This is a genomic window from Kitasatospora sp. NPDC030952 (assembly GCF_055571335.1).
Genome location: NZ_JBVIFM010000015.1, coordinates 12,850 through 39,470 on the forward strand (window position 1 = coordinate 12,850; position 26,621 = coordinate 39,470).

General features: G+C 74.4%; 27 protein-coding genes. 11 read left to right on the forward strand and 16 right to left on the reverse strand.

Annotation, left to right across the window (positions count from 1 at the left end):
• Positions 1–128: 128 nt before the first annotated feature.
• Positions 129–1,328 carry a cytochrome P450 gene (locus ACZ47G_RS24550; RefSeq protein ID WP_465745976.1) on the reverse strand — a complete coding sequence of 400 codons (1,200 nt, stop codon included), beginning with the start codon at positions 1,326–1,328 and terminating at the stop codon, positions 129–131.
• 303 nt (positions 1,329–1,631) lie between these two features.
• Between ACZ47G_RS24550 and ACZ47G_RS24555 the strand changes: the two genes are divergently transcribed.
• Complete coding sequence (locus tag ACZ47G_RS24555; RefSeq protein WP_465745978.1) at positions 1,632–2,285, forward strand: MarR family winged helix-turn-helix transcriptional regulator; 654 nt, start codon at positions 1,632–1,634, stop codon at positions 2,283–2,285.
• 13 nt (positions 2,286–2,298) lie between these two features.
• On the opposite strand, the gene ACZ47G_RS24560 is transcribed toward ACZ47G_RS24555, so the two are convergent.
• Positions 2,299–3,624: a M14 family zinc carboxypeptidase gene (locus ACZ47G_RS24560; RefSeq protein WP_465745980.1), complete on the reverse strand. Its 1,326-nt coding sequence runs from the start codon at positions 3,622–3,624 to the stop codon at positions 2,299–2,301.
• A gap of 158 nt (positions 3,625–3,782) precedes the next feature.
• Here ACZ47G_RS24560 and ACZ47G_RS24565 point away from each other — a divergent pair, with 158 nt between their 5' ends.
• The gene (locus tag ACZ47G_RS24565) at positions 3,783–6,593 is read left to right on the forward strand and encodes an AfsR/SARP family transcriptional regulator (RefSeq protein ID WP_465745982.1); all 2,811 of its coding nucleotides are present in this window, start codon (positions 3,783–3,785) and stop codon (positions 6,591–6,593) included.
• Positions 6,594–6,612: 19 nt separating this feature from the next.
• Here the strand turns inward: ACZ47G_RS24565 and ACZ47G_RS24570 are convergent, their stop codons facing one another.
• Positions 6,613–7,017 carry a hypothetical protein gene (locus ACZ47G_RS24570; RefSeq protein WP_465745984.1) on the reverse strand — a complete coding sequence of 135 codons (405 nt, stop codon included), beginning with the start codon at positions 7,015–7,017 and terminating at the stop codon, positions 6,613–6,615.
• Between the two features lie 111 nt (positions 7,018–7,128).
• Here ACZ47G_RS24570 and ACZ47G_RS24575 point away from each other — a divergent pair, with 111 nt between their 5' ends.
• Complete coding sequence (locus ACZ47G_RS24575) at positions 7,129–7,755, forward strand: hypothetical protein (RefSeq protein ID WP_465745986.1); 627 nt, start codon at positions 7,129–7,131, stop codon at positions 7,753–7,755.
• 77 nt (positions 7,756–7,832) lie between these two features.
• On the opposite strand, the gene ACZ47G_RS24580 is transcribed toward ACZ47G_RS24575, so the two are convergent.
• The 6 genes from ACZ47G_RS24580 to ACZ47G_RS24605 all read right to left on the reverse strand — a co-directional run bounded on the left by ACZ47G_RS24580 (position 7,833) and on the right by ACZ47G_RS24605 (position 13,681).
• Positions 7,833–8,195 carry a peptidoglycan-binding domain-containing protein gene (locus tag ACZ47G_RS24580; protein WP_465745988.1) on the reverse strand — a complete coding sequence of 121 codons (363 nt, stop codon included), beginning with the start codon at positions 8,193–8,195 and terminating at the stop codon, positions 7,833–7,835.
• Positions 8,196–8,338: 143 nt separating this feature from the next.
• Entirely contained in the window at positions 8,339–9,226 is an 888-nt protein-coding gene (locus tag ACZ47G_RS24585) for an NAD-dependent epimerase/dehydratase family protein (RefSeq protein ID WP_465745990.1), read from the reverse strand.
• Positions 9,227–9,228: 2 nt separating this feature from the next.
• Positions 9,229–10,341: a cytochrome P450 family protein gene (locus ACZ47G_RS24590; RefSeq protein WP_465745992.1), complete on the reverse strand. Its 1,113-nt coding sequence runs from the start codon at positions 10,339–10,341 to the stop codon at positions 9,229–9,231.
• The gene (locus tag ACZ47G_RS24595; protein WP_465745994.1) at positions 10,338–11,807 is read right to left on the reverse strand and encodes a class I adenylate-forming enzyme family protein; all 1,470 of its coding nucleotides are present in this window, start codon (positions 11,805–11,807) and stop codon (positions 10,338–10,340) included. Before ACZ47G_RS24595 ends, ACZ47G_RS24590 begins: the two co-directional genes overlap by 4 nt.
• Before the next feature lie 123 nt (positions 11,808–11,930).
• Positions 11,931–12,671: a glycosyltransferase family 2 protein gene (locus ACZ47G_RS24600; RefSeq protein ID WP_465745996.1), complete on the reverse strand. Its 741-nt coding sequence runs from the start codon at positions 12,669–12,671 to the stop codon at positions 11,931–11,933.
• Positions 12,668–13,681, reverse strand: coding sequence for a 3-oxoacyl-ACP synthase III family protein (locus ACZ47G_RS24605; RefSeq protein ID WP_465745998.1), 1,014 nt, complete (start codon positions 13,679–13,681; stop codon positions 12,668–12,670). The genes ACZ47G_RS24600 and ACZ47G_RS24605 overlap by 4 nt, the downstream gene beginning before the upstream one ends.
• Before the next feature lie 395 nt (positions 13,682–14,076).
• Between ACZ47G_RS24605 and ACZ47G_RS24610 the strand changes: the two genes are divergently transcribed.
• A complete protein-coding gene (locus ACZ47G_RS24610; RefSeq protein ID WP_465746000.1) occupies positions 14,077–14,928 on the forward strand; it encodes a PIG-L family deacetylase in 852 nt (283 codons plus the stop codon).
• A gap of 116 nt (positions 14,929–15,044) precedes the next feature.
• Here the strand turns inward: ACZ47G_RS24610 and ACZ47G_RS24615 are convergent, their stop codons facing one another.
• The gene (locus ACZ47G_RS24615; protein ID WP_465746002.1) at positions 15,045–15,749 is read right to left on the reverse strand and encodes a G1 family glutamic endopeptidase; all 705 of its coding nucleotides are present in this window, start codon (positions 15,747–15,749) and stop codon (positions 15,045–15,047) included.
• Between the two features lie 194 nt (positions 15,750–15,943).
• Between ACZ47G_RS24615 and ACZ47G_RS24620 the strand changes: the two genes are divergently transcribed.
• Positions 15,944–16,897: a LuxR C-terminal-related transcriptional regulator gene (locus ACZ47G_RS24620; protein ID WP_465746004.1), complete on the forward strand. Its 954-nt coding sequence runs from the start codon at positions 15,944–15,946 to the stop codon at positions 16,895–16,897.
• Between the two features lie 7 nt (positions 16,898–16,904).
• On the opposite strand, the gene ACZ47G_RS24625 is transcribed toward ACZ47G_RS24620, so the two are convergent.
• A complete protein-coding gene (locus ACZ47G_RS24625) occupies positions 16,905–17,579 on the reverse strand; it encodes a TetR/AcrR family transcriptional regulator (RefSeq protein ID WP_465746006.1) in 675 nt (224 codons plus the stop codon).
• 166 nt (positions 17,580–17,745) lie between these two features.
• Between ACZ47G_RS24625 and ACZ47G_RS24630 the strand changes: the two genes are divergently transcribed.
• The 3 genes from ACZ47G_RS24630 to ACZ47G_RS24640 all read left to right on the forward strand — a co-directional run bounded on the left by ACZ47G_RS24630 (position 17,746) and on the right by ACZ47G_RS24640 (position 20,829).
• Positions 17,746–18,381, forward strand: a complete 636-nt coding sequence (locus tag ACZ47G_RS24630; RefSeq protein WP_465746008.1) for an SRPBCC family protein — start codon at positions 17,746–17,748, stop codon at positions 18,379–18,381.
• Positions 18,382–18,533: 152 nt separating this feature from the next.
• Positions 18,534–19,937 (forward strand): uracil-xanthine permease family protein, encoded by a 1,404-nt coding sequence (locus ACZ47G_RS24635; protein ID WP_465746010.1) that lies wholly within the window; start codon positions 18,534–18,536, stop codon positions 19,935–19,937.
• Between the two features lie 148 nt (positions 19,938–20,085).
• Positions 20,086–20,829 carry a heparin lyase I family protein gene (locus ACZ47G_RS24640; protein ID WP_465746012.1) on the forward strand — a complete coding sequence of 248 codons (744 nt, stop codon included), beginning with the start codon at positions 20,086–20,088 and terminating at the stop codon, positions 20,827–20,829.
• A gap of 56 nt (positions 20,830–20,885) precedes the next feature.
• On the opposite strand, the gene ACZ47G_RS24645 is transcribed toward ACZ47G_RS24640, so the two are convergent.
• The 4 genes from ACZ47G_RS24645 to ACZ47G_RS24660 all read right to left on the reverse strand — a co-directional run bounded on the left by ACZ47G_RS24645 (position 20,886) and on the right by ACZ47G_RS24660 (position 23,410).
• Entirely contained in the window at positions 20,886–22,082 is a 1,197-nt protein-coding gene (locus ACZ47G_RS24645) for an MFS transporter (protein WP_465746014.1), read from the reverse strand.
• 87 nt (positions 22,083–22,169) lie between these two features.
• Entirely contained in the window at positions 22,170–22,382 is a 213-nt protein-coding gene (locus ACZ47G_RS24650; protein WP_465746016.1) for a DUF397 domain-containing protein, read from the reverse strand.
• 10 nt (positions 22,383–22,392) lie between these two features.
• The gene (locus ACZ47G_RS24655; RefSeq protein WP_380457753.1) at positions 22,393–22,590 is read right to left on the reverse strand and encodes a DUF397 domain-containing protein; all 198 of its coding nucleotides are present in this window, start codon (positions 22,588–22,590) and stop codon (positions 22,393–22,395) included.
• Complete coding sequence (locus tag ACZ47G_RS24660; RefSeq protein ID WP_465746018.1) at positions 22,583–23,410, reverse strand: helix-turn-helix domain-containing protein; 828 nt, start codon at positions 23,408–23,410, stop codon at positions 22,583–22,585. The genes ACZ47G_RS24655 and ACZ47G_RS24660 overlap by 8 nt, the downstream gene beginning before the upstream one ends.
• 144 nt (positions 23,411–23,554) lie before the next feature.
• Here ACZ47G_RS24660 and ACZ47G_RS24665 point away from each other — a divergent pair, with 144 nt between their 5' ends.
• Both ACZ47G_RS24665 and ACZ47G_RS24670 read left to right on the forward strand, forming a co-directional pair.
• On the forward strand, positions 23,555–23,800 hold the full coding sequence (locus ACZ47G_RS24665) for a hypothetical protein (RefSeq protein ID WP_465746019.1): 246 nt from the start codon (positions 23,555–23,557) through the stop codon (positions 23,798–23,800).
• Positions 23,801–23,847: 47 nt separating this feature from the next.
• Positions 23,848–24,336: an NUDIX domain-containing protein gene (locus tag ACZ47G_RS24670; RefSeq protein ID WP_465746021.1), complete on the forward strand. Its 489-nt coding sequence runs from the start codon at positions 23,848–23,850 to the stop codon at positions 24,334–24,336.
• Positions 24,337–24,395: 59 nt separating this feature from the next.
• Here ACZ47G_RS24670 and ACZ47G_RS24675 read toward each other — a convergent pair whose 3' ends face one another.
• Positions 24,396–25,337 (reverse strand): phosphatase PAP2 family protein, encoded by a 942-nt coding sequence (locus ACZ47G_RS24675; protein ID WP_465746023.1) that lies wholly within the window; start codon positions 25,335–25,337, stop codon positions 24,396–24,398.
• Between the two features lie 290 nt (positions 25,338–25,627).
• Between ACZ47G_RS24675 and ACZ47G_RS24680 the strand changes: the two genes are divergently transcribed.
• Positions 25,628–26,590, forward strand: a complete 963-nt coding sequence (locus tag ACZ47G_RS24680; protein WP_465746025.1) for a quinone oxidoreductase family protein — start codon at positions 25,628–25,630, stop codon at positions 26,588–26,590.
• Positions 26,591–26,621: the final 31 nt, after the last annotated feature.

Consider the following 26,621-nt stretch of genomic DNA (forward strand, 5'->3'; position numbering starts at 1 on the left):
TGCGGCGGGTTGTTTTTCCTTTTTTCTTGGTGGGGCTGGGGGGGGGGGGGCGCCTCCCCCCCCTTCCCCCCCCTCCCCTTCCCCTTCCTCCCCCCCCCCCCCCCCCCCCCCCCCCCCCGGGCCCGGGCTCACCAGGCGACGGGCAGCTCGTGGACGCCGTAGATGAGCATCTCGCCGCGGAAGCGGACCTCCTCGAACGGCACCGCCAGGCGCAGTTCGGGCAGCCGGCGCAGCACGGTGGCGAGGGCGATCTGGAGTTCCAGCCGGGCCAGGGGCTGGCCCAGGCACTGGTGGACGCCGAAGCCGAAGGCCAGGTGGCGGCGGGCGTCGCGGGTCAGGTCGAGGTCGTCGCCGCCGGGGAACTCCGCGGTGTCCCGGTTGGCGGCGCTGACCATGCAGATGACGCCCTCGCCGGCCCGGATCCGCACCCCGCCCAGTTCGACGTCCTCGGTGGCGACCCTGGTCAGGCCGGAGTGCACGATCGTCAGGTAGCGCAGCAGTTCCTCGACGGCGCCGGCCACGGCCTCGGGGTGGCGGCGCAGGTGGTCGAGCTGGGCGGGGTTGCGCAGCAGGGCGAGGACGGAGAGCGCGGTCATGTTGGCGGTGGTCTCGTGCCCGGCGACCAGCAGCAGCCGGCCCATCGCGCCGATCTCCGCGGTGTTGAGTTCGCCGCGCTCGACGAGGCGGCTGAGGATGCCGTCGTCGGGCTGGGCGCGCTTGGTCTCGGTGAGTTCCTCCAGGTAGCCGGTCAGCCGTTGCTGGGCGGCGATGACGTCCTCGACGGCGGAGTCGCGGCGCAGCAGGACGCGGCTGCACTCCTGGAAGAACTCGTGGTCCTGGTAGGGGACGCCGAGCAGCAGGCAGATGACCAGGGAGGGCAGCGGCAGGGCGAACTCGCCGACCAGGTCGGCCTCGGTGCGGCCCTCGGTCATCGTGTCCAGCAGTTCGTCGGCGATGCGCTGGATCTCGGGGCGCAGCGCCTCGACCTTCTTGATCATGAATTCGCCGGTGAGCATCCGACGCAGGCGGGCGTGCTCGGGGTCGTCCATCCGGATGAAGGTGGGCTGGCCGTTGTTCAGCTGGCGGGCGCCGGCGCTGACGAAGGGGAAGCCGGCGCGGGTGGAGTCCGAGCTGAAGCGGGCGTCGGAGAGCACCGCCTTGATGTCCTCGTGGCGGGTGAGCAGCCAGCTGGGGGAACCGTCCCACAGCGAGATGCGGCTGATCGGCTCCTCCTGCTGGGCCTGCTGGTAGGCCGGCGGCGGGGCGAACGGGCAGGCGCCGCGGGCGGCGGGGTGGGTGAAGCGGGGGGTCTGTGCGGCGGTGGCCATGGGGGGCTCCCCTCTCGGAGCTGGCTGTGCCGGATCTGGTCGGTCCGCGGCGCCGTACGGTGTGCGGCCGTACGGGCGGGCGGCGGTGCGGCACGTGGGTGTGCGGTGGCATGCGGGCATGCGGTGACATGCGGGCGTGCGGGCCCGGAGCATTTACGTGCCAAAAGCAACTAACTCGCTGTCACGCTAACTCGCGGTCCGTGTCGGCGAAAGGGGCCACCGGGTGGACGGTGAATCTGTCCGAAATCCGGTCACCGGTCGGCACCGCAGCGGTGGCGGGCACCGGCTCGCTAAAGTTCCCCCATGTCGGACGCCCCAGACGATTCCGCGGACGATTCCGCAGACGACCGGACCGCCACCGCAGACCTGGAGGCCGTACTGGCCTCGCTGGCCTACCTGCTGACCCGCTCCCAGGAGCACGAACGCCGCACCGCCCGGGCCGGCATCACCGCCGCCCGCTCGGACGTCTACCTGCTGCGCGCGCTCGCCGAGGCGGACGGCGCCAGCCGGGTGGGCGACCTCGCCGCCCGACTGATGGTCAAGCCCTCCCACGTCACCCGGCAGATCGACCGCCTGGAGAGCCAGCGGCTGGTCGAGCGCGCCCCGGACGCGCTGGACCGGCGGGCCCGCCAGGTCGCGCTCACCGCCGGCGGGCGGGCCGTGCTCGAACAGCTGAAACAGGCCAACATCATCGGGCTGGCCGACGCCCTGGACGGCGTCCCGGAGCGGGACGTCGCCGCGACGGTGAGCGTGCTGTGCCACCTGATCGAGCGCTATGTGCACCGGGTGCGCAGCACCATGCTGTCGGAGGACGACCCGGCTCCCCCGGCGTGCCCGGAGGACGGGGTGCCGGCGGCGGTGCGGGTGGCGGCGGCGGGGCGGAGGCCGCCGTCCGGGGCCCGTCCGGGCGCGCGCGACGCGGTGCGCGACGCCGTGCGCGGCGCCGTCGAGTCCTGAGCGGCCCCCGGGGTCAGCGCAGGGCGGTCACGGCGGCCTCGGCGGTGTTGGCGTGGTGGGCGGCCTGGCGGGTGACGGGCAGCCAGGTGGGGCGGAAGCGGCGGCGGTACTGGGCGCACCAGGCGTCCAGGAGGGCGGCGGGGCGGGGGTCGGCCGCGGGGGTGGCGCGGCGCAGCAGGGCGGCGGCGCGCACCGGGATGCGGTGGGCCCACAGGTCGATGCCGGCCAGGTGGGCGCCGGTGAGCAGGGGCGGCGGGATGAGGGGGTGCTCGGCGGTGCGCGGGTCCCAGGCGTCGGCGAGCTGGCGCAGGGCGGTCAGCTGGGTGTGGAGGGCGCGCAGCAGCGGGGTGTCCCGCGGCGGGAGGGCGGGGAGCAGTTCGGTGAGCCGGCGGCCGCGGTCGCGCAGTCGGTCGGCGACGGCGCGCAGGTGCGGGTCGGGGTCGGCGGCGGGGCCGGGGTCGCCGAGGCGGTCGGTGGTCCAGGCGGGGACCTCGATGACGACGGTGTGGCCGCCGTGGCGCCGGGGGGCGAACCAGGTGGCGGCCCGGGCGCCGGCCGGGGTGTCGTCCGGGGCGTCGTCCGGCTCGGCGAGCATGCCGGTGGTGTTCTCCTGGGACTCGATGTGCCGGGGCTCCATCAGGAAGACGCCGGGGCCGGCGGCGGGCAGCCGGTAGGTGTCGAAGGAGCCGGTCTCGACCGGGATGCCGAGGGCGGCGGCGGAGCGGGCGAAGGGCGCGGCGAGGGCGGCCGGGTCGGTGGTGGCCTGGACGAAGGTGCCGCCCACGTCGGCGGTGTGCAGGGAGAGTTGGAGCGAGGGGCGGAGTTCGTCGATCAGGTCGAGCAGGATCCGGCTCTCCGGGAGGCGGCCGCCGATCGCCGGGGCCCATTCGGGCTGTTCGTCGGCGGCGGGGCGGAAGTAGCCGGCGAAGTAGGCGGGCAGGGTGCGGGAGTCCACGGCGCTCCGGGCGAGGTGGGCGCCGTCGGGGTCGAGGCAGAGCAGGAGGTGCCAGGTGGTCGAGGGGTGCCGGGCGGGGTGGGCCAGGGCCCGGTGGGCGAGTTCGAGGAGGCCGGCGCGGCCGGAGAACTCGTCGGCGTGGGCGCCGGAGACGACCAGCACGTTGTCGGCGGTGTTGTTGGTGTTGTCGGTGGGGCCGTCGGGGCCGATGGTGAGGAGCAGCAGGGGGCGGCCGGCGCGGGAGGTGCCGAGGGTGCGCACCCGGCAGCGTCCGGGGTGGCGGGCGGCCAACCGGTGGGCGGTGTCGGCGAGTTCGTCGAGGGTGGGGTAGCGGTCGTGGAGCAGGACGGCTCGGCCCGCGTCGGTCGAGGTGTCGGTCAGCATCGGTCTCCTTCCCGTGGTGTCCGGAGGCCGGTGGGCCCGGAGGTGGTATTGGATCCGGTCGGGTGGTGATCCGTCCAGGGGGCTCCGGGCGGTGGCCGGGCCGGTGGGGCGAACGGTGTGTCACGGCAAGGTCGCCTACTGTCATATGCTTGTCATATTTGCTGGTCAGGGTGGGGGAACGGGTGGACTTCCGGTTGTTGGGCTCGGTGGCCGCGGTGGCCGCGGATGGGCAGGAGCTCGCCCTCGGCTCCCCCAAGCGCCGCAGCCTGCTGGCGATGCTGCTGCTCAACCCCGGCGCCCCCGTCGGCGTCGGCCGGCTGACCGAGGCCCTCTGGGAGGAGGAGCCGCCCCGGCACGCCCGCACCGTCATCCACAACCACGTCTCCGGCCTGCGCGCCGTGCTCGCCGCCCACCGGGCCCCCGCCGCCGGCGTCGAACTGGCCACCGACGGAAGCGGCGGCTACCTGCTGCGGGTCCCCGAGGCCGCGGTGGACACCCAGCGCTTCGAACGGCTCGTCCGAACGGCCCGCGCGACCCGGGAGGCCGACACCGCGGTGACGGCCCTGCGGGCGGCGCTCGCGCTGTGGCGCGGGCCCGCGCTCGCCGGGACGGCGCCCAGCCTGCCGCTCCAGTGCGCCGCCCAGGCCCTGGAGGAACTGCGGCTGACGGCCGTGGAGGAACTCGCCCGCGCCCACGGCCGGCTCGGCGACCACGGCGCGGCCGCCGGCATCCTGGCCACCGAGGCCGCGCTCCACCCGCTGCGGGAACCGCTGGTCGCCGCGCTGATGGCCGCGCTCGGCCGGGCCGGGCGGCGCTCGGAGGCCCTGGAGTGGTACCACCGCACCCGCCGCACACTGGCCGAGCAGCTGGGGATCGACCCCGGGGCCGAACTCTCCGAGGCGTACGAGGCGCTGCTGCGCCGCAACGGGGCGCCCGTGGCCGCTTCGTCCGCCGCTCCCGCTTCGCCCACCGCTCCCGCTGCTCCGGCCGCCCCTGCTTCGCCTGCTTCGCCGGCCGTACCCCCCGTGCCCGCGCCGTGGCCCTTCCCGCGGCGGCCCCGCGGGTTCTCCGGGCGCGAGGACGAACTGGCCACGCTCGACCGGGCCGCCCGCTCCCCCGGCGCCATCGCCGTCGTCACCGGCGGGGCCGGGGTCGGCAAGACCGCCCTCGCCGTGCACTGGGCCCACCGGCGCCAGGCCGACTTCCCCGACGGACGGCTGTTCGTCGACCTGTGCGGGCACAGCCCGCTGCCCGAACGGGCCACCGGCGCGGTGCTGCGCGAACTGCTGCTCGCCCTCGGCCTGCCCGCCGAGCAGATGCCCGCCGCCCCCGAGGCCCTGGCCGCCCGCTACCGGGAACTGACCGCCGGACGCCGGATGCTGATCGTGCTCGACAACGCCCGCCGCTCCGAACAGGTCCGCCCGCTGCTGCCCGACGGGGACGGCTGCGTCACCCTGGTCACCAGCCGCGACCGGCTCGGCGGGCTGGTGGCCACCGACGCCGCCCGGCCCGTACCGCTCGCCGAACTCTCCGACCCGCAGTCCGTCACCCTGCTCGCCACCACCCTGGGCCCCGACCTGGGCCCCGACCTGGTCGGCGCCGAACCCGAGGCCGCCGCCCGGCTCGCCCGGCTGTGCGACGGACTGCCGCTCGCCCTGCGCCTGGCCGCCGCCCGCATCGCCACCTGCCCGCACCGGGGACTTGCCGCCCTCGCCGAGGAACTCGCCGACGAACAGGGCCGGTTGGGGCTTCTGGAGGTGGAGGACACCAGCGTCGCCGCCGCCCTGGCCCTGACCGTCCAGCACCTGTCCGCCCCGGCCCGCCGGATGCTCCAGCGCCTGGGCACCCACACCGGCACCACCCTGGACAGCCGCACCGCCGCCGCCCTCGCCGGCTGCGAACTCCCGCAGGCCGCAGGGGCGTTGGGGCAACTGGCCACCGCCCACCTGGTCGTCGAGATCGGCCGCGACGCCTACACCCTGCACGACCTCGTCCGCCTCTACGCCCGCAGCCTGCGCGCCCTGCCCGGCGAGGACGACACCGACGCCCTCCCCCGCCTCCTCGACCACCTGCTGCACACCCTGCTCGCCGCGAGCGCCGCCGCCGAACCCGGCAGCGAGCCCTGCTGCGACCTGCCGGCCGGGGCCCGGCGGCCCGTCGACGTCCGCCCCTTCCCCGACCGGGAGAGCGCCCTCGGCTGGTACGCCGCCGAACGCGACACCCTGCGCGGCGCCGCCCTGGCCGCGGTCGCCGCCGGACTGCACGACCGGGCCTGGCGCCTGGTCCTGCTGCAGTGGCCGCTGATCGTGTGGCAGGTCCGGGACGGCTGGGTGCCGCTGCTCGAACACGGGCTGGCCGCCGCCGAGGCCGACCTCGACCCCGGCGCCCAGTCCCGGGCCCGGGCCCTGCTCGGCTGGGTGCTGCTGGAGGAAGGCCGCCCCCAGGAGGCCCTCGTCCACCTCGAACGGGCCCCCGGCCTCGCCGCCCTGGCCGGCGACCGCAGCGCCCAGGCCGTCGCCCTGGTCAACCTGGCCGTCGCCCTCACCCGCCACGACGACGCCCCGAGGGTCCGCGACCTGCTGGGCCGCGCCCTCGCCCTCGCCGAACAGGCCGGCCGCCCCGACCTCGTCGCCCTCGCCCACCAGCACCTCGCCGACACCTGCCTGAGCGGCGGCGACCCCGAACGGGCCGCCCACCACGCCGCCCGCGGCCTCGCCCTCGCCGAACCCCCCTTCCCCGCCGCCCGCCGCATCGTGCTGCAGACCCTCTACGGCCGGGCGCTGGCCGCCACCGGCCACCCCGCCGAGGCCACCCACCACCTCGACGCGGCCCTGCGGGCGGCGCGGGCGCACCAGTACGGCGAGGGCGAGTCGGCCGCCCTCGCCGCGCTGACGGCCCTACGGGCCCTGCCGGGAGCGGCGGGGGCGGCGGGGGCGGAGCCGCGGGCGGGGCGGGGCAGGCGCTGCTGACCAGGGGCCGGAGGGGGTGTCAGTGGTAGCTGCGTGCCCCCCGGGCCGGGTCGGCCAGGACGTCGGCGACGAAGAGGCCGAGGTCGAAGTCCTCGGCCTCGACGAACGGGGTCAGGTCGTCCGCCAGGCCGTACCACTGCGGCGGCACCGGGTAGCGCGGTTCGACGACCTGGCCGATGGTCAGGACGCACTCCGGCTCGGCGATCCGGTGCCGGGCGGTGGTGGAGGCGTCGACGTCGTGCTCCCCCACCCGGATCCGCAGCCCGTCCGGGCCGCGGTAGAACACCACACCGGTGCCGGCCAGTCGGCCGTAGTGGCCGTGGGTCGCCTGCCCGGCGTCGACGGCCCGCTCGGGGCCGAGCCGTCCGGTCGCCGGGTCGAACTCGGCGGCCCGGCCGTAGGAGTCGAAGGCGGCGATCAGCACGGCGGGCTCTCTCCTGTCGGGTCGGCCTGTCGCCGTAGCCTGCCAGGTTCCGGCCCCCGGCGCACCGGGCGCGGGCATGATGCGGGGATGGGAAAGGGAATGGAAAAGGGGATGGGAAGGACGTTGGAGCCAGCGGGCGTCGGGGAGTTCGGCGCCCTGGGTGATCGGGTGTGGGACGTGCTGGTCCCCGCCCGGGCCGGTTACCTGGCCGGGGTCTCGCCGCACTACGACGAGGTCTTCGACGAGGTCGCGTTGCGGGTGCGGTGCAGCGGCAGTCTCGGGAAGGCCGATATCGCGGCGCTGGCGGTCTGGAAGCGGCTGACCGCGCGGACCCGGTGGGTGGCGGAGTTGATGGGCCTGCCCGACGGCCTGGTGCGGGCCGTCACCGGGCGGGCCGTCACGGCCGTCCGCGACACCGCCGCCCCGCGCGGTGAGGCGGCCCGGGCGGGGCGTCGCGTTCTCGCGGACCTGCCCGGTTTCGGGACCGGGGACGCGCTCGCCTCGGCCGTGCTGACGGCGGCGGCGCCCGACCGGATGGCGGTCTACGACCGCCGCGTCCAGAGCGCGCTGGACGCCCTCGGGCTCACCCTGACCTCCGCGCCGGGGCGGTACGGGCGGTACCTGCGGCTCCTGGACGACCTGCTGCGGCACGGCGGGGCGCGGGCGCAGGGCTGGACGGCCCGGGACGTCGACACCGCGCTGTACTGGGCCGGCGGCGGCCGGCCGCCGCAGCCCTGACGGGGGCAGGGCATCCGGATGCCCTGCCCCCGTCGCGGTTTCTACCGGCTAGGCCGGACAGGGCCTAGCCACCGGCCTCAGCAGTTGGGGTAGATGTCCTTGGAGCTCCACCAGTCCAGTGCGCCCCAGGTCGCCGGGCCGACATAGCCGTCGACCTGGAGGTAGCCCAGACAGGCCTGGAAGGTGCGGACGCGACCCAGGGTGTCGTTGCCGAAGACCCCGTCGATGGTGAGCTTGCCGTGGGTGTCGGGGTTGAGCGAGTAGTTGAGCTCGCACTGGAGCTCCTTGACGGCGTCGCCGGTGGCGCCGTACTTGAGCAGCGGCTCGCTGGTGCTCCAGTCGCCGCAGCGGGTGCCCGCGGCGTTGGCGGTGCCGGCGGTGGCGACCGTGCCTGCGAGCAGCAGGCCGGTGGCGGCCAGCCCGATGATGATCTTGCGCATGGATAACCCTCCCGTTGGCGTGCGCCCGTTCTGGCGGCGCAGCGTGTGCCCCGACCCTAGCCAGGTCCGATGCCCCAGCGGGGTATCCAATTGACCGCCGGATCTGTGGGCCAATCGGGCCGGACGGGGGGTCAGGGCGGGGGTCAGGGCCGGTAGTCGGCGAGGGTGTGACGCGGGTGCCAGCCCTGGGCGCGGGCCCGGGCGAGGTCGAGGACGACGCCTCGGGTGAGCAGGTCGACGGTGTAGGGGGTGAGGCCGGGCAGGAGGGTGGTGCGGGCGGCGAGGCGGACGAGGGGGGTGGGGAGGTGGAGGATGCGGGCGGGGCGGTGGTGGGTGGTGAGGACGTGGCGCAGGGCGGTGTCGCGGCGGTAGGGGGTGGGGTCGGCGATGTTGTAGGCGCCGGGGGGCCAGGGCGGGGTGCCGGTGAGGCCGAGGGCGGCGAGGCAGGCGTCGGTGAGGTTGGCGACGGCGGTGAGGCTGAGCGGGATGTCGGGGCCGGGCAGGGGCAGCAGGCCGTGGCGGGCGCGGGCGAGCAGGGGTGGCAGCAGGTGGGGGTCGCCGGGGCCGTAGACGGCGCGGGGGCGCAGCACGACGGCGCCGGCGGCGAGGGCGTGGCGTTCGGCGGCGGCTTTGGTGCGGCCGTAGGCGTTGAGGTGGCCGCCGGCGGTGGGGTGGTCCTCGGTCAGGGGTGTGGTGGTGGTGCGCGGGTCGTAGACGCTGGCGCTGCTGACGTGGACCAGGGGGCGGCCGGCGGCGGCGCGCAGGACGCGCTGGGTGCCGGTGACGTTGACGGCGTGCTGGTGGGATTCGTCGGGGTGGCCGGGTGGCAGGTCGGTGACGGCGGCGGCGCAGTGGACGATGACGTCGGCGCCGGTGAAGTCGGGGTCGATCTCGGTGGCGTCCCAGCGGAGGTGGCGGCCGGTGGGGCCGGGGCGGCGGCCGTGGCAGGTGACGTCGAGGCCGACGTGGGCTGCGGCGCGGGCGAGGTGGGCGCCGCAGAAGCCGGTGGCGCCGGTGATGGCGATGCGCATGGTCAGGGGGTTCCTCGGCGGACGGTGAGTTCGGCGTAGCCGGGCAGGGCGGCGTGGCGGTCGGCGCGGGAGCGCTGGACGCGGGGCTGGTGGGGGGCCAACGCGAGGAGGGTGTCGGCGAGTTGGGCGCGGGCGAGGGCGGCGCCGGGGCAGCCGTGGGGGCCGGCGCCGAAGACGGCCTGGGTGGCGGCCGGGTCGGCGGGTGGGGTGCGGTGGTGGGCGCGGGCGGCGTGGCGGGCGAGGAGGATGAGCCGGTCGCCGGCCCGGACGGGGTGTCCGGCGAGGGTGGCGTCGGCGGCGGCGGCCCTGGGCAGCAAGGGTGAGGGGGCGGTCAGGCGCAGGAGTTCGGCGGCGAGGGCGGGTGCGGTGGTCTCGTCGACGGCGGGCCACAGGCGGGTGTCGGCGCACCAGGCGACGGCCCTGGGCAGGGCGGCGACGGTGGTGTTGACGGCGGCGACGGCGAGCATGGCGGCCTGGGGGTCGGGCAGCAGGGCGGTGAGGCGGGCGGCGGCGTCGGCGGCCGTACGGGGGTGGCGTCGGCGGGGGCCGGGCAGGTGGTCGCGGGCGGCGTGGGCGGCGGCTTGTCGTGCGGTGTGGGCGAGTTGGCGGGGCTGGGCGTCGCATCCGGTCAGGGCGGCGGCGGTGGTGCCGGCCAACTCGGCGGCGAGGTCGACGAGTTCGAGGGTGCCGTCGGCCAGCGCGGCGACGCGTTCGGCGAGGACGGCCTGCCAGAGCGGGCGCAGCCGGTGCAGGGCGGTGGTGCCCAGGTCGGTGGCGAGGGCGCGGCGGGCGGTGCGGTGGTCGTCGCCGTCCTGGTCGAACAGCAGTCCTGGTCCTGCGAGTTGGGAGGCGGCGGCGCCGGTGGTGCCGGGTGCGGTGCGGTGCAGGGGGACGCGGGTGAGGGCTTCGCGGTAGGCGTCGGGGTGGTGGACCAGCAGGGTGCGGCCCAGGCGTAGGACGGGGCGGTGGCGGGTGGCGCAGAGCAGGGTGAACAGGAGGGGGTGGCTGCGCAGGTAGACGGTGCGGTCGCGGCGCCGGGCCCGGCGGGAGGAGGCGAGGGAGGCGGTGAGGGAGGCGGTGAGGTCGCAGGCGAGGGGCGGAACAGGGGTGCTCATCGGGTCAACTCCCGGGCGCAGTGGGCGGATGCGGCGGCCCGGTCGGGTTTGCGGGAGCGGCCGGCGAGCGGGACGGTGCCGAACAGGACGGCGTCGGGGCGGGCGGCGCCCATCCGCTCCAGCGGGACGGCCAGTCGGGTGCGCAGGTGCCGCGGGTCGGTGCCGGGGGCGGGTTGGACGAGGGCGACGAGCCGTTCGTCGCCGTGGCCGTCGGGGACGCCGACGAGCAGGGCGAGTTCGACGCCGGGGATGTGCAGGGCGGGTTCGTACAGGCCGGGGTAGATGTTGCGGGCGCCGCGCAGCACCATGTCCTTGAGGCGGCCGGCCAGGACGATCCGGCCGTCGGGGGTGAGGGTGGCGCGGTCGCCGGTGCGGATCCAGGGGTCGGGTTCCTGGCCGAGGTAGCGGTGGCGGGCGCCGGGGCCGGTGAGGTGAAGTTCGCCGTCGTCGGCGAGGTGGGTGCGGATGCCGGGCAGGGGGTGGCCGACGAGGTCGCCGTCGCCGGTGTGGGCGCTCTTGTCGTGCTCCTCGACGGCGGCGGCGGGGAAGAGTTCGGTGAGGGCGTAGACGCTCCAGGCCTGGTCGGCGCCGGCCGCTTTGGCGCGGCGCAGCAGGGCGGCGTCGGCGGGGGCGGAGCCGGTCCACAGGGTGCCGGTGAGGCGGGCGCCGGCGGTGAGGGCGGCGCGCAGCTGGGGTGGGGTGAGGTAGGTGTGGGCGGGGGTCAGGCGGGTGAGTTGGCGGGCGAGGGCGGTGGGGGTGCGGGCGGGCAGGGCGACGGTGGCGCCGGCGGCGAGGGCGGGGGCGAGGACGAAGAAGGTGCCGCCGAGGACGGTGGCGGCGGGCCGGGGCCGGACGAGGTCGGCGACGGTGTGCAGGCCGGCGGTGAGGCTGGCGTGGGTGTGGACGACGGCGCGGGGGCGGGCGGTGGTGCCGGAGGTGAAGACGATGACGGCGTCGGCGTCGGGGTCGTGGGGGCGGGGCGGTACGGGGGTGGTGGCGGGGCGCAGGCGGGGTGCGCAGCCGGGCAGGCGGCGGCCGAGGGTGGCGACCGGGCCGAGGGTGCGTAGGCGGGGCAGGTGCAGGTCGGCGCGGCGGGCCAGGGGTGCGGCCCAGCCGGCGGCGGCCTGGGCGGCGGCGTCGGCGAGGATGAGGCCGGGGGCGGCGAGGGTGAGGTGGGCGGCGAGGACGTCGGGGCCGGCGGTGGGGTCGAGGACGGCGGCGCGCAGGCCGAGGCGGTGGGCGGCGAGCAGGACGGCGAGGGCGCGGGGGCCGGGGCGCAGGGCGAGGCCGAGGGTGGTTCCGGGGGTGAGGCGGCGGGCGTGCAGGGCGGCGGCGTAGCCGTCGGCGAGGTCGGCGAGGTCGCCGCGGCGGATCCGGGTGCGGGTGGTGCCGGTGCGGGTGTGCTGCAGGACGGCGGGGCGGTCGGGGTGGTGGGTGCGCAGGGCGTGGGTGAGCTGGTCGAGCACGGCGGGGTCCCCCTTCCGGAGACACGGCGGGTCAGCGGACGTCGGCGGGTCAGCGGATGTCAGTGGTTCAGCGGATGTCGGCGGGTTCAGCGGACGTCGGCGGGTCAGCGGATGTCGGCGGGTTCAGCGGACGTCGGCGGGGCGGGGGCCGGCGCCGCGTTCGAGGTACCAGCGGGCGGTGCCGAGGACGCCGTAGGCGCGGATGCGGCGGGTGGAGTTCTGCACGACCATGTCGCGGCGGCTGACGATGGCGGTGGTGTGGCGGCGGACCTGGTTGAGGAAGGCCCGGTCGGTGGGTGAGGGGCGGCGGGGCATGCCGCCGACGGCCTGGTAGAGCTCGGCGGTGATGGCCATGTTGTTGCCGGCGTGCATCCGGTAGGGGGTGAGGTAGCCGTGGCGGCGGTGGTGGGCGGGGCGGATGCGGCCGAAGAGGGCGCCGAGGGCGACCAGGGCGCGGAAGACGGCGCGTCCGGCGGGTCCGTGTTCGTCGCGGCGGGCGGTGACGCGGCCGCAGACCAGTGCGTGTCCGGCGAGCAGGGCGGCGCGGGCGGCGGCGGTCCAGCCGGGTTCGGGCAGGCAGTCGGCGTCGGTGCGGGCGAGCAGGGTGGCGCCGTGGGCGATGGCGTGGCGGAAGGCGGTGTCGACGGCGCTGCCGACGCCCTTCTCGGGTTCGACCAGGACGTGGACCGGGAAGGGGGCGTGGTCGGCGAAGGCGCGGACGGTGGCGAGGGTGGCGTCGGTGGAGCCGTTGTCGGCGACCAGGAGGGTGAAGTCGCGGTCGCGTTGGGCGGCGAGGGCGCGCAGGGCGCCGCCGATGCGGGCTTCCTCCTGGTAGGCGGGGATGATCACCCACAACTGGTTCACGAGGCCTCCCAGACCATGGTCATCAGGCTGACGCCGCCGCCCAGGCCGATCAGCAGCACCCGCTCCCCCGGCGCCAACTGCGGTCGTATTCGGTCGAGTTGGACGCCGAGGGTGGCGCTGGCGATGTTGCCGAGTTCGGGCACGGTGAGGACCAGGCGGTCGGCGGGCGCGCCGGTGAGTTCGACGAAGCGCTCCAGGTAGGGGACGGTCACCTGGTGGACCAGCACCCGGGCGTAGTCGTCCCAGCCGAGGCCGGTGCGTTCGGCGACGGCGGCCAGCGCGGCGGGGCCGATCTGTTCGAAGACGCCGCGCAACTCCTTGCCGCCGCCGCGGAAGTAGCTGTACTCGTCGCCGCGCGGGTGGCGTGAGCCGCCGCCGGGGATGCCGCCGGCCTGCCAGTGTTCGGAGGCGGTGACGGCGGCGATGTCGAGGATGCCGCCGCGCTCGACCGGTTCGACGACGACGGCGGCGCCGGCGTCGCCGAAGGTGTAGCCGGCGAAGCCCTCGCGCAGGGCGGCGGCGTCGGCGGGGTCGCGGCGCATGGCGCGGCTGGGGGTCTCGCCGGTGACGACCAGGGCGCGGCGGGCGCGGCCGGCCAGGATCATGGCGCGGGCCAGGTCGATCCCGTTGAGGAAGCTGTTGCAGGCGTTGCTGACGTCCAGGGCGTGGGCGCGGGTGCCGAGTTCGGCCTGGACGATGTGGGCGGTGGCGGGTTCGCAGATGTCCCGGGTGGCGGAGGCGTACAGCAGCAGGTCGACGTCGTGGGGGTGCAGGCCGCCGGAGGCCAGGGCGCGGCGGGCGGCGGCGGTGGCGAGGGTGGAGGCGTACTCGTCGTCGGCGGCGAAGTGGCGGGTGCGGATGCCGGTGGCCTTCTCCAGCATCCGTTCGGGCAGGGCGAGTCCGGTGCCGGCGGTGATCTCGTCCTGGAGCTGTCGGGAGGTGAGCCGGCGGGCGGGCAGGTGGGAGCCGACGGCGGTGATGCCGATCCTCGGGGTCGCTGCTGGGTGCATGGCCCCATGCTGGGGCGGACGAGCCCGGGCCCACCTGAGTACGGGTACTCAGGTGGGCCCGGGCGGATACCCGTTCGGGTGGTGCGGGCTACCCGGGCGGGTGCGGGTGCCGGTCCCGTACGGGGGACGGGGCCGGCGCCGTAACGGGGAGGGCCTCGGGGGGTGAGGACCCACTTCTGGTTGGCCAGGCCGTTGCGGTCCCAGATGCCCGGCCGGGCGCGGTTGGAGCTGTCGAAGCCGAGTTCGTCCAGGTGCGGTCGGCGGTGCGGTCGGCGGGGCGGTCGGCGCCCGCCGTGAACGGGGGCCCAGGGCGGGGCCGCCGGGGGTCGACGGCCGGGTGTCACACCCGCCAGGCACACTGGGTGCGGACACCCGAGCGAACCGAGGACTGAACCATGGCCGACCGGCCCCTGACGTTGATGGCAGTGCACGCCCACCCCGACGACGAGGCCACCGGCACCGGCGGCGTCCTCGCCCGCTACGCCGCCGAGGGCATCCGCACCGTCCTGGTCACCTGCACCGACGGGGCCTGCGGCGACGGCCCCGGCGGTGCCAAGCCCGGCGAGGACGGGCACGACCCGGCCGCGGTGGCCGCCCTGCGCCGCAAGGAGCTGGAGGCCAGCTGCCGGGTCCTGGGCGTCGACCACCTCGAAACGCTCGACTACGGCGACTCCGGGATGATGGGCTGGGCCGCCAACGACGCCCCCGGCTCGTTCTGGAGCACCCCCGTCGCCGACGGCGCCGCCCGCCTGGCCGAACTGCTGCACCACTACCGGCCGGACGTCGTCGTCACCTACGACGAGAACGGCTTCTACGGCCACCCCGACCACATCCAGGCCAACCGCATCACCATGGCCGCCCTGGAGCTGGCCCCCGACCTGGCCGCCAAGGTGTACTGGACCACCGCGCCGCACTCGGCGATGAAGCGCTTCGGCGAGGCCATGCGGGAGTTCGGCACCGACTGGGACGCGCCCGCGCAGCCCGACGGCGAGAGCGCCCCGGCCCCCGAGCTGCCCCCGATCGGGCTGCCGGACGAGGAGGTCACCACCTGGGTGGACACCCGCGCCTGGGGCGGCCAGAAGTACGACGCGCTGGCCGCCCACGCCAGCCAGGGCGAGAACATCTTCTTCCTGCGGATGGGCAAGGAGCGCTTCACCGAGCTGATGGGCACCGAGACCTTCGTCCGGGTCCGCGACACCACCGGCGCGGCCCTGCCGGAGCAGGACCTCTTCGCCGGCCTGCGCTGACCCCGGCGCGCCCGCCCCGGTCCGTAGCGGGTACGGGCCGGGGCGGGCGGCGTTCACGTCCGGGCGGTGCTCACGCCAGGCCGGGCGGAGCTCACGCCGGGCCGGGCGGAGCCGGATCAGGCGGGGACGATGGCGAAGGCGCCGTTGCTGAGCGAAGTCTCGGTGTACTGCCCGCTGTTGATGGCCTGCGGGGAGTAGCTGTCGAAGACCTGGCCGTTGACGGTGACGCCGGAGAAGTCCAGGCGGTCGAAGGACGGGTAGCTCTGGCTCGGGGACTCTATGACGGCCTCGGCGCTGACGTTCTGTCCGTCGAGCTGCTGGGTGGTGTTCTCGCTCCAGCCCTTGGTGGTGTCGGTGATCTGCAGGGTGTAGTCGGAGCCGCCGCTGTTGACGACGGAGGCGGTGAAGCTGTCGCCGGCGTCCACCGGGTCGTTGAAGTACTGGGGCGGGGCCGGGTACATCTCGTACCAGGCGGAGTAGACCGGGGAGCCGCTGGAGCAGTCGACCTGGACGCCGGTCTGCTCGACGGTCTGCGAGCCGTAGCCGTCGATGCCGACCCAGGGGGCGAACAGGTCGTTGGAGGAGTTGCACTGGACGGTGGGCATGGTCCAGGAGCCGGAGACACTCTGGAAGCCGTTGCCCTGGGCGACGTAACCGCCCCAGACGCCGCCGTCGTAGCGGGCGCCGTGGCCGTAGCGGTGGGCGCCGTGGGCGTGGCCGGCGTGGGTGGGGGCGGCGCTGGCCGCGGGGGCGGCGAGGCCGGCGGCCGGCAGGGCCAGCAGGGCGGCGAGCGCGAGGCGGCCGACGCGGGAAAGGGCCATGGAGGGCTCCTTGACTGGACGTTGTGGGGGTGCCGCCCAGCTTGGTGGCGCCGCGGCGGGGCCGGGAAGGGAGCCGTGGGGACCGGAACCCGACATGGCGTAAACATGTCAAGCGGTCAACCTCTTGATTTAGGCCACCGGGTGGCGCACAGTCGCTCTGATCCGCTGGCGGTGCAGGACGCGAGGAGGGTGTCGTGCCGGGGACGGGCATGCTCGCCGGACTCGGCCTCGGCGCGCTGGAGGAGCAGCTCTACCTGCGGTTGCTGGGCCTGCCGGCCGCCGAACCGCAGTGGCTGGCGGCGCAGTTGAACCTGCGGGCGTCCATCGTGGTGGCCACGCTGGCGGTGCTGGCCGAACTGGGGCTGGTGGAGGCGTGCGCGGCGGGGGCCTGGGCGGCGGTGCCGCCGGACGTGGCGCTGGAGGAGTTGCTGCTGCGGCGCGAGGTGGAGCTGCGGCGCGCCCGGGGCCGGATCGGCGAGTTGATGCGCGCCTACCGGCAGGGCCGCCCGGACGCGGAGGCGACCGGGCCGGTGGAGGTGATCAGCGGGCGCCGCTCGATCGCCGACCTGTGGCGCACCCTGCAACTGGGGGTGCGCGAGCGGGTGCGGGTGCTGGACCGGCCGCCGTACGTACGGCGCTCCGATCCGCAGACCGAACTGGCGCTGCTGGGGCGGGGCGTGGCGACCCGGGTGGTGTACCACAGCCGGGTGCTGCGCGATCCGGAGCGGCTGGCGGAGATCCGGACCTTCACGGCGGCCGGGGAGCAGGCCCGGGTGCACACCGAAGTGCCGCTGAAGCTGGCCCTGTTGGACGACCGGTGGGCACTGCTGCCGGTGAGCGCGGGCACCGAGCTGGAGAGCGTGCTGCTGATCCGCCCCTCGACCCTGCTGGACGCGCTGGCGGGGCTGTTCGAGCTGTACTGGGCGCACGCGATGCGGCTGCCCGAGCTGTCCGAGGAGCCGCCGGAGGACCGGCACCGGCAGCTGCTGACGCTGCTGGCCGCCGGGCTCACCGACGAGTCGATCGCCCGGCAGCTGGGGGTGTCGACCCGTACGGTGCAGCGCTGGGTGCGGGAGCTGATGGACCGCTTCGGCGCCCGGACCCGGTTCCAGGCGGGCATCCAGGCGGCCCGGGCGGAGCTGCTGTGAACCTCCGTCAGGCGCGCGGGGCGAGCAGGTCGTCGAGTTCGGCGGTGTAGAGCAGGGCGGGGTCGAAGCCCATCCCGGTGAAGTGGCCGGCCAGCTCCAGGGACAGCACGCCGTGCAGGCGGGTCCACAGGCTCAGGAAGCGGTGCAGGGCCTCGGGCGGGGCGGGGTGGCCGAGGGTCCAGTCGCGGTGGCCGGCCAGGTGGGCTTCGAGCGCGGTGGGCCCGGTGGCGGGTTCGAGGACGGCGGGCGGCTCCTGAGCGGCGAGGTGGGCGGCGCAGGCGTCCAGCAGGACCGTCATGATCTCGCCGGAGATCGCGGTGGTGTCCTCGGGGGCGTGGTAGCCGGGGACGGGGGTGCCGTAGATCAGGAAGTAGCGCTGGGGGTCGGCGAGGGCCCACAGGCGCAGGGCGTGGGCCAGGGCCCGCAGGTCGGCGCCGCCCTCGGCGCCCACCTTCAGGGTGTCGGCGAGGCTGCGGTAGGCGTCGCGGACGAGTTCGGTGATCAGTTCGTCGCGGCCGGCGAAGTAGCGGTAGAGCGCGGGCCCGCTCAGGCCCATCTGCTTGGCGATGGCGTTGAGGGACAGCGCGGAGGCCCCGGCCGTGGCGATCTGCTCCCGGGCGTGCCGCTTGACCTCCTCGCGCACCTGGGCGCGGTAGCGCTCCCTCGGGGTCTCCTCCGCCATGGTCCGCCGCCCTTCCGCGCCGCGTCGGCTACATCCTCAAGTTTTGGTTAGAGGCTATCACCGAACCTGTTGACCCCGGCCGGGCCTAGGAGTTACAACTTCTAACGAACGCAGGAACGTCTAGCGGAAACCTCCGCAGGCCCTTCGTCGACCCAAGGGGACCGCCATGTCCGGCATCCGCAGCACCCGCACCCGCAGCACCCGCGTCCGCACCGCCCTGTCCGCCGCCGCGCTCGCCGCCGCCCTGCTCGGCACCGCCGCCGTACCCGCCCAGGCCGCCACCACCCGCCCCCGTGCCCCGCTCAGCTGCCAGGGCCAGGGCGTCGACCCCTCCGCCCGGATCCGCTACCGCACCGAGGCGGTGGTCCACGCCCCGCTGTCCACCGTCTGGCGGCTGCAGACCGACGTCGCCCACTGGCCGTCCTGGCAGAGCGCCGTGGCGAGCGCCGAGCGGCTGGACCACGGCCCGCTGCGGGCCGGCTCGGCGTTCCACTGGACCACCCCGCTGCCGCCCAACCCCGCCACCACCGCCCCCAGCCTGGACATCACCTCCACCGTCCGGCAGCTGAAGCCGGGCAGCTGCATCCGCTGGACCGGCCCCGCCGTCGCCGAGGGCCTCCACATCGACGGCGTGCACGTGTGGACCTTCGCTCCGGCGCACGGCGGCGTCCTGGTGCGCACCGAGGAGACCCACACCGGCCCGCAGGTCGACGCGGACGTCCCGGCCGCCACCGCGATCCTGCGCCAGGGCCTGGACGCCTGGATGCACGACCTCGAGGCCGCTGCGGAGGAGTGCGCCTGACCGCCCGTCACCTCTCGTTCGAGTCCTCCCCCGGCCCCGCTCCCCCGCGCGACTGCGCAGGTCAGGAGCGGGGCCGGTGGCGCGGGGGAGGCCGGATGACCACGAGAATGGTGCGGACAGTCCCCCGAAAGTTTCAGAGAAGGAACCCCCACATGGATCTCGGCGTGCGCTGGAAGCTGCACGGTGACGGGCGGACGCCCGCACCGGGAGCGGTCGTCCGCCCCGACGAACGGCTCTCCTGGCCCCGCACGGCAGGGCTCGGCGCCCAGCACGTGGTGGCCATGTTCGGCGCGAGCTTCGTCGCCCCGGTGCTGATGGGGCTGGACCCCAACCTGGCGATCATGATGTCCGGCGTCTCGACCGTCATCTTCCTGCTGGCCACCCGCGGCCGGATCCCCAGCTACCTCGGCTGCTCGCTGTCCTTCGTCGGGGTCGCCGCGGTGATCCGGGCCCAGGGCGGCACCAGCGCGACGGTGACCGGCGCGGTGCTCGTGGTGGGCGCGGCGCTGTTCCTGGTGGGCCTGGCGGTGCAGTACTTCGGGGCGCGGATCATCCACGCGGCGATGCCGCCGATCGTCACCGGCGCCGTCGTCATGCTGATCGGCTTCAACCTCGCCCCGGTGACCGCCTCGACCTACTGGCCGCAGGACCAGTGGACGGCGCTGCTGGTGATGCTGTTCACCGGCCTCGCGGTGGTGTGCCTGCGCGGCTTCTGGTCACGGGTGGCGATCTTCCTCGGGCTGGTCTTCGGCTACGGGATCTCCTGGGTCTTCGACCGGGTCTTCGGCAAGATCCACTCGGTGGACGCCGGCGGGCACCTGACCGACCACTGGCGCCTGGACCTCTCCGGCGTCGGCAAGGCGGACTGGATCGGCCTGCCCACCTTCCACGGCCCCTCCTTCCAGTGGTCCGCGATCCTGGTCGCACTGCCCGTGGTGATCGCCCTGGTCGCGGAGAACGCCGGGCACGTCAAGGCCGTCGGCGAGATGACCGGGGCGAACCTGGACGACAAGCTGGGCACCGCGATCTCCGCGGACGGCGTCGGCTCGATGCTCTCCACCGCGCTCGGCGGCCCGCCCAACACCACGTACTCCGAGAACATCGGCGTCATGGCCGCCACCCGGGTCTACTCCACCGCCGCCTACTGGGCCGCGGCCGGCTTCGCCCTGCTGTTCGGCGTCTGCCCGAAGTTCGGCGCCGTGGTGGCCGCGATCCCCGGCGGGGTGCTCGGCGGCATCACCGTCATCCTGTACGGCATGATCGGCCTGCTCGGCGCGCAGATCTGGATCAAGTCCGGGGTGGACCTGCGCAACCCGCTGAACCTGGTGCCGGCCGCCGCGGGCATCATCATCGGCATCGGCAACGTGACGCTGAAGTTCACCGACACCTTCAGCCTCAGCGGCATCGCCCTGGGCACCGTGGTCGTCATCACCGGCTACCACACGCTGCGGGCGCTGGCCCCCGCGCACCTGCGGACCCAGGAGCCGCTGCTGGACGAGGGCACGTCCTCGTACGACGAGCCGTCCGGGGGCGAGGGGGAACGGCGCGCGCCGTAGCCGTGGTTCAGGGCAGGCGGAACTGACCCGAACATGTCCGGAAGATACTTCCGCCGGTCGTTCCGCCTGGTCAGCAGGGCCGTCGGGTGGTCGAATCACAAGCAGCGATTCCGACCACCCGACCCCCCGCGATTCCCCCGGGAGAGGCATGTCCCTTCTGTCCCACCACCGCAAGCTCGCCGTCGGGGCCCTGGCCCTCGCCACGTTCGCGATCTCCTGCGGCTCGGCCACCGCCAGCACCTCCGCCGCCGCTCCCGCGGCAGGGAAGGTCCTGTGGACCCCGAACACCAAGACCGGCCCGACGTCCTTCCCCGGCGGCATCCAGTGCGCCGCCCCCAGCAGCTTCGGCGTCGTCAAGGACCCGGCCAAGGGCAGCGTGTGGAAGGCGTTCCAGGCCGCGAACCAGGAGCGGTGCGAGACGGTCGGCCCCGACCTGAAGCAGGGCGACACCTTCTACCTGGGCTGGTCGTCCAAGGTGGACATCAAGGACGACAACAGCCGGTACGTCTTCCAGCTCAAGTGCTCGCCCAGCGAGGGCACGGCCAACCACCCGATCGAGATCGACATCACCAACAACCGGGTGCGCCTCCAGGAGTGGGACACCGACCACGTGGCGCACCCGCTGTGGACGGCGCCGGTGAAGAACGGCGAGTGGCACGCCTACGCGCTGAAGATCCACCTGGGGCGCACGGACGGCACCATCGACTTCTGGTTCGACGGCAAGAAGCAGACGTTCAGCACCGGTTCGGGCACCTTCAAGGGCACCACCTGGGACGGCGACCGCAACTACCTCAAGTGGGGCTCCTACCACCCCTCCTCGGGCGACGCGACGAACATGTTCACCAGCCCGGTGATGGCCACCACCCTGGAGACGGCCACCGCCGGCTCGTAGGAACGCCCGCAGGCCCTGACCCCGGCCGCCGGGCACGCCCCGGCGGCCGGGAGTCGTCAGCGGACCCGGGCGACGCGGGCCGCCGCCACGGCCACCAGCAGCCCCAGACCGACGCAGGACGCGCAGACGAGGAACATCGTCCGGTACCCGGTGGCCTCGGCGACCAGCCCGAGGGAGCCGCTGCCGGCGGCCAGGCCCACGGTGAAGCAGGCCCCGAAGGTCGACAGCGCCGTGGCACGCTGGCGCTCGCCGACCGAGCGCACCACGAACAGGCCCAGCACCGGGTAGATCTGCCACATGCCGACCCCGGTGAGCACACCGCCGACCACGCCCAGACCGAGGCCGTTCGACAGCCCGATGAGCGCGACCCCCAGGGCCTCGACGACGAACAGGGCGGCGAGCGCCACCGGTCGCGTGGCCTCCCAGCGGATCCAGGTGCTCGCCACCCGGAGCAGCACCACGGTCAGGGAGTACGCGGTGACCACGGCCGCTCCCCCGGCGACACCGAGGGCGTCGAACTTCGCGACCGCGAAGCCGGAGACGGCCGCGAAGCCGAACGCGGTGAAGACCAGCGCGATGCTGGGCAGCACGGTGCCGAGCAGCGCCCGGCCCCGGTCGATTCCGGCCGCCTGCTTCGCCTTCGACGGCAGGCGCACCTCGGGCACGGACAGGGCGATGGGGATGACGGGCAGGGCGAGCAGCCCGGCGATCACGAACGTGGCCGTCGTGCCCACCAGGTGCTCGATCAACGTGCCCAGCGGAGCGCCCAGGCCGATGGCCACGTAGATGACGGTGCCGCTCAGCCCCAGCGCCCAGCTCTGCCGGTCCTTGGCGACCAGTTGGACGGGCCAGACCCCGGTCGCGGCCAGCATGACGCCCATGCCGATGCCCACCAGCATGCGCAGGCCGATGAGTTCGGCGATCGACCCGGCGAGCGGGTAGCAGACGGTGGCGAGCGTGGTGAGTATCGCGCCGCCGATGGTCAGGGCCCGGGCGCCCAGGCGGTTCATCAGCGCCCCCGACACCGGGCGGGCCAGCAGCGCGGTCAGCGCGTAACCGCCGACGACCGCGCCGACTTCGGCGGGGCCGCCGTGGAGTTGGTTTGTGACGAGGCCGGGCAGGATCGGGATGGTCAGGGCGAACGGCATGTAGCCGATGCCGCTGCCCAGCGAGATCAGCAGGGCATGCCGTACGGATCGCTTGTCGGTGGTCTCGGCAGCAGGCTGCTCCAGCTGCTCGGTCTGCACGCGCACAGGTTTCACTCCCCCAGGTTCACGAACCCCCTCACCCGTGCGGTGCGAAGGCCCGGACCGCAGCGGCTGCGGCCCGGGCCCACTGTTTCAGATGCTGCCGAACTGCCCGCTGCGGACGGCGGCGACGAACGACGCCCAGGCCTCGGACGGGAAGACCAGAGCCGGCCCGTTGGGGTCCTTGGAGTCGCGGACGGGAGCCAGGCCGGGGAAGTTCGGAGCCACCTCAACGCAGGATCCGCCATTGTTGCTGTAGGAGGACTTGAACCACTGGGCCTCGGACAGATCTACGCGGTCAGCCATGATGCTCCTCTCAGACTTCACCGAACTCACCGCTGCGGACAGCGGCCACGAATGACTTCCACGCCTCGGGCGGGAAGACGAGGGCCGGGCCCTGAGGGTCCTTGGAGTCACGGACTCTGCCCGGGCGCGCATCGTCCACCTCGATGCAGCCGCCCCCACCGTTGCTGTAGGTGCTCTTGCGCCACTTGACGCCCGTTGGGTCATGCATGGTCCAGTTCCTTCCGTGCCTCCCGGATCATGGCCAAACTGTCCGGCTGGCTGAGCGCGTTGACCTGGAGTCGATCGTATCTATCGACCCATCGGGCCACCGTCTCGGCATCCTGTTCCAGGTATCCCCGTTGCAGCGTCTCCGTATATCCGACCAGGGCCCGATTCGGCAGGGTCAGAAGCGTGACGGGGTGGGACAGCGGTCGATCCTCGGCGAGGCGGTACGGGGCAACCTGGATGATCACGTTCGGGAGCTCGCTCAGACTCTCCAGGTGGGAGAGCTGCCTGACCATGATCTCCCGGCCGCCGATCGGGCGACGCAGGGCTCCCTCATCCAGAACAGCATGGACCGTCGTGCCCCGGGCCAGCATGAGTTGACGTTGGGCCAGCAAGCCGAGCCTCCCGTCGGCTTGCTCCCGGGTCGCTTCGCCGCGTCGGACAATGCCGGCTTCGTAAGCTGCGCTGTAGTCCGGGTGTTGAAGTATGCCCGACACCATATCCGTGTCGAACAGCCTGGCTGTGATCGCTTCGCGTTCTCGGCGGAGGTACTCGGAGAACCCAGGCAACAGGGCACCGTTCTTCCAGCTCCACCACAGCCCCGTCAGAGCGCCACCGGCATCCAGGGCAGCGTCCACCCGCTCTACGAACTTTAAAGACGGAGCTTGTTTGGCTCGCTCCACATTCGAGATATAGACGTTGGAGTACCCGACTCGCTTGCCGAGTTCGATCTGCGTCATCCCTTTGGTCTGACGTGACCTGCTGATTTGAACCGCCAGAGCTTCCAAGGGAGATGACGTTGGGTCAAGTGTGCGACGAACCAAGATCGCCTTCTTTAAAATCCGCTGGACTAGAGATTTGAAACTCTTCCGATCCTAGAGGAGGCTGAGCCACCCTGGTAGTCATTCGGTCACCGACCGAAGTCATTCACCAGGGCAGCACTGCGCACGTCTCCCATGGAGCCCCCCATGCCCAACGGTCAGAACTTCCCACTCCCCTTCCAACTGCACGAAGTGGTGCAGGACTTCAGCAGCCTGAAGGCTGGAAAGCCGCGCGAGGGGGTCTTCGTGGAGGTGTTGCTCGGCAAGGCCGTTCTCCGGCCCCTCGGGGCGACCGGGCCCGAGTGGCGGGTCGACCCGATCTCCCTCCAAGCGCTCATCCCCCGGGAGACCGCGCCCGGGACCTGCGGGAATCCGCGCCGCCGGCCGCTGTGACCTTCGAATCCCTCACCCCTGGAGCAGAGTTGAGCAGCATCCGTCTCATGAGCCGTCCGCCCGGCCGCCGTTCGGGCCAGCAGGTGTTCATCCTGCGCGAGGACCCCGACGGGTCGGGCGAACTCCTCGTCCTCCTGGTCGACCCCGCCTACAAGGAGGGCATGACCCTGCCCGGCGGCAGCGCCGAACAGGACGAACTCCCCCACCTCGCCGCCCGCCGCCACCTCGAAACGGAGACCGGGCTCGTCCTCCCCCTCCGCACGATCCTCACGATCGACTACGTCCCCGCCGCGCGATTCCCCGAGGGCGTCAACTTCGTCTACGCGGGCGGCCTGCTCTCCCACCGCCAGGCCGAGGCCGTCCACCGCCACCAGCCGCCGCCGGAGATCCGCGGCCTCCACTGGATCCCCCAGTCCGGGCTGCGCGAGGTCACGACCGACGACCAGTACCGCCGCGTCGAGGACGCCTGGGACGCCTGGGACCACGGCGCCGGCCTCCCGCTCCTCATCCAGGGCGTCCCGATCGCGGTCGGCTGAGGGTCCGGTCAAGTGGTTCGTCGACGGCGCCGGGGGCGAGTACTTCGCCGGCTCTCCGACTACGGAGCCGAGTTGGACACCCCCACCGGCCGCTGACCCGGCCGCGGCCGAGCCGTCGCGGTCCCCTCCGTCGCGGTGTACCAGACCAGGAGCGCGCACAGGAAGGCCGCCGCCGCGAAGACCAGCGGTCCCGCGACGGAGTCCTCCCGGGCGCCGGCGGCGAGCGCGCCGACTGCGGACAGGGCGAAGGCGACGGCCGGCAGCGCCCGGGGGCCTGGCGTGCCGCCCGGGGCGGCGGCCGACGGCGGCAGCAGCCGGGTCGCGAGGCTGTGGCAGGCGCAGCCCAGCAGGGTGGCCCCCAGCACGTCGCTGGGCCGGTGGTGGTAGAGGGCCTGGACCGCGCCGGCGGTGACGGCGAGCCACAGCATGCCGGCCGCGATGACGTAGGGGCGCACGCGGGGGGAGGCGACGAGGGCGGCGCCGAGGACCAGTCCGACGGGGACGGCCGCGTGCCCGCTGGGAAAGCTCACCTCCGTGAGCATGGCGGGCGCGCCCACCAGGTCGGGGCGGGGCAGGACCGTGGTGCTGAGCACCTCGGTGCCCCCGAAGGTGGCCAGGACCACCCCGACCGCCGCGCCCCCCGCCCACCAGCACCGCCGCACCAGGGTGACGGTCACGATGAGCGCCGTGCCCACGACCAGGGTGGGCAGGGCGGTGAAGTCCAGCGGCGGCATGGCCCCCGAGTCGAACCTCGACCCCGACCAGTCGTAGATCCATGCCGGTTCGCCGCCGTTGCGGTTCATCAGGCCGTTCTCCGCCCGCTGCCCGAACGGGGTGCAGACGGCGATCAGGTAGACCGCCGCCAAGCCGAGGATGCGCAGCAGCACGGGGGTCCACGGCCGTACCGCCCGCGAGGGGCTCGGCCCGGCCGGGGTTCCCGGGGCCGGGCCGGGGGCGTCCGGCCGGTGCGTGGCCTGGTCCGCGTGGTCGTGCCGGGTCATCGCCGTCCCTCCTCCGCGTCCCGGTGCGCGTACTCCGCGATCCCGGGCCCGTCGTACCAGGCACCGCGGAGGCGGTCCTGACCGAGGACGTCCGCTCACCGGACGGCCCACTCAGTACAGGGGACGGATGCCCGGGATCGACGGGTTCACCGACCGTTCCGCGCCGTCGACCCGAGGCGCGTGCCCCACCGCCCCTACCCCGTCGATTCTGGACTTGTGGGTCCATTTTCGGCTGCCTAACGTAACGGACGTTCCCTCCGAACGAACCCGCACAGGAAGGCGGTCACCCCATGCACGCGATCCGGATCGAGGAGCACGGCGGCCCCGAGGTCATGCGTTGGACCGAGCTGCCCGACCCCGTCCCGGGCCCCGGTGAGGTGCTGGTGCGCCTGGGCGCGGCCGGGGTCAACTACATGGACATCGGCGCCCGTTCGCAGGGCACCGGCGGCTGGGCGGCCCCGGCGGTGCTGGGCGCCGAGGGCATGGGGTACGTCACCGACCTCGGCGCGGGGGTGGCGAACCTGGCCGTCGGCGACCGGGTCGCCTGGTTCTACCACCCGGGCAGCTACGCCGAGTTGCTGGCGATCCCGGCCGCCTCGCTGGTCAAGGTCCCCGACGGGATCGACGACGAGACGGCCGCCGGGCTGCTGATGCAGGGCCTGACCGCCAACCACCTGAGCACCGAGACCTACCCGGTCGGCCCCGGCGACACCGCCGTGGTGCACGCCGCGGCCGGCGGGGTGGGCCTGCTGCTCACCCAGCTGGTCAAGGCCCGCGGCGGCGACGTCATCGGGCTGGTCTCGCGCGAGGAGAAGGCCGCCGCCGCGAAGGAGGCCGGCGCCGACCACGTGCTGGTCCACTCCGGCGCCGGGTTCGAGGAGCGGGTGCGGGAGCTGACCGGCGGCCGCGGGGCCGACGTCGTCTACGACGGCGGCGGCGCCGACACCTTCGCCTCCTCCCAGCTGGCCCTGCGCCCGCACGGCGTGCACGCCTACTACGGCCCCTTCATGGGCGTGCCCACCCTGCGCCCCACCGACCTGCCCAACAGCATCCTGCTGACCTACCCGGTGGTGCACCACCACGTCCCCACCCGCGAGGCCCTGGTGCGGCGCAGCGCCGAGGTGTTCGACCTGGTCCTGGACGGGCGGCTGACCCAGCGGGTCACCGGCCGCTACCCGCTGGCCGAGGCGGCCCGGGCGCACGCGGACCTGGAGTCCCGGCGCACCACCGGCAAGCTGGTGCTGCTGCCCTGACCGGGGCGAGGGACGGGACCATGGGAGGGGA

Excerpts from the sequence above, each read along its gene's own strand:
- ACZ47G_RS24625 (WP_465746006.1), bottom strand. The coding sequence starts at position 17,579 with ATGGCGGAGGAGACCCCGAGGGAGCGCTACCGCGCCCAGGTGCGCGAG.
- ACZ47G_RS24585 (WP_465745990.1), bottom strand. The coding sequence starts at position 9,226 with ATGCGCATCGCCATCACCGGCGCCACCGGCTTCTGCGGCGCCCACCTC.
- ACZ47G_RS24580 (WP_465745988.1), bottom strand. The coding sequence starts at position 8,195 with ATGCGCAAGATCATCATCGGGCTGGCCGCCACCGGCCTGCTGCTCGCA.
- ACZ47G_RS24680 (WP_465746025.1), top strand. The coding sequence starts at position 25,628 with ATGCACGCGATCCGGATCGAGGAGCACGGCGGCCCCGAGGTCATGCGT.
- ACZ47G_RS24630 (WP_465746008.1), top strand. The coding sequence starts at position 17,746 with ATGTCCGGCATCCGCAGCACCCGCACCCGCAGCACCCGCGTCCGCACC.
- ACZ47G_RS24635 (WP_465746010.1), top strand. The coding sequence starts at position 18,534 with ATGGATCTCGGCGTGCGCTGGAAGCTGCACGGTGACGGGCGGACGCCC.
- ACZ47G_RS24550 (WP_465745976.1), bottom strand. The coding sequence starts at position 1,328 with ATGGCCACCGCCGCACAGACCCCCCGCTTCACCCACCCCGCCGCCCGC.
- ACZ47G_RS24590 (WP_465745992.1), bottom strand. The coding sequence starts at position 10,341 with ATGAGCACCCCTGTTCCGCCCCTCGCCTGCGACCTCACCGCCTCCCTC.
- ACZ47G_RS24675 (WP_465746023.1), bottom strand. The coding sequence starts at position 25,337 with ATGACCCGGCACGACCACGCGGACCAGGCCACGCACCGGCCGGACGCC.
- ACZ47G_RS24655 (WP_380457753.1), bottom strand. The coding sequence starts at position 22,590 with ATGCATGACCCAACGGGCGTCAAGTGGCGCAAGAGCACCTACAGCAAC.
- ACZ47G_RS24605 (WP_465745998.1), bottom strand. The coding sequence starts at position 13,681 with ATGCACCCAGCAGCGACCCCGAGGATCGGCATCACCGCCGTCGGCTCC.
- ACZ47G_RS24640 (WP_465746012.1), top strand. The coding sequence starts at position 20,086 with ATGTCCCTTCTGTCCCACCACCGCAAGCTCGCCGTCGGGGCCCTGGCC.
- ACZ47G_RS24555 (WP_465745978.1), top strand. The coding sequence starts at position 1,632 with ATGTCGGACGCCCCAGACGATTCCGCGGACGATTCCGCAGACGACCGG.
- ACZ47G_RS24575 (WP_465745986.1), top strand. The coding sequence starts at position 7,129 with ATGGGAAGGACGTTGGAGCCAGCGGGCGTCGGGGAGTTCGGCGCCCTG.
- ACZ47G_RS24615 (WP_465746002.1), bottom strand. The coding sequence starts at position 15,749 with ATGGCCCTTTCCCGCGTCGGCCGCCTCGCGCTCGCCGCCCTGCTGGCC.
- ACZ47G_RS24560 (WP_465745980.1), bottom strand. The coding sequence starts at position 3,624 with ATGCTGACCGACACCTCGACCGACGCGGGCCGAGCCGTCCTGCTCCAC.
- ACZ47G_RS24610 (WP_465746000.1), top strand. The coding sequence starts at position 14,077 with ATGGCCGACCGGCCCCTGACGTTGATGGCAGTGCACGCCCACCCCGAC.
- ACZ47G_RS24670 (WP_465746021.1), top strand. The coding sequence starts at position 23,848 with ATGAGCCGTCCGCCCGGCCGCCGTTCGGGCCAGCAGGTGTTCATCCTG.
- ACZ47G_RS24665 (WP_465746019.1), top strand. The coding sequence starts at position 23,555 with ATGCCCAACGGTCAGAACTTCCCACTCCCCTTCCAACTGCACGAAGTG.
- ACZ47G_RS24650 (WP_465746016.1), bottom strand. The coding sequence starts at position 22,382 with ATGGCTGACCGCGTAGATCTGTCCGAGGCCCAGTGGTTCAAGTCCTCC.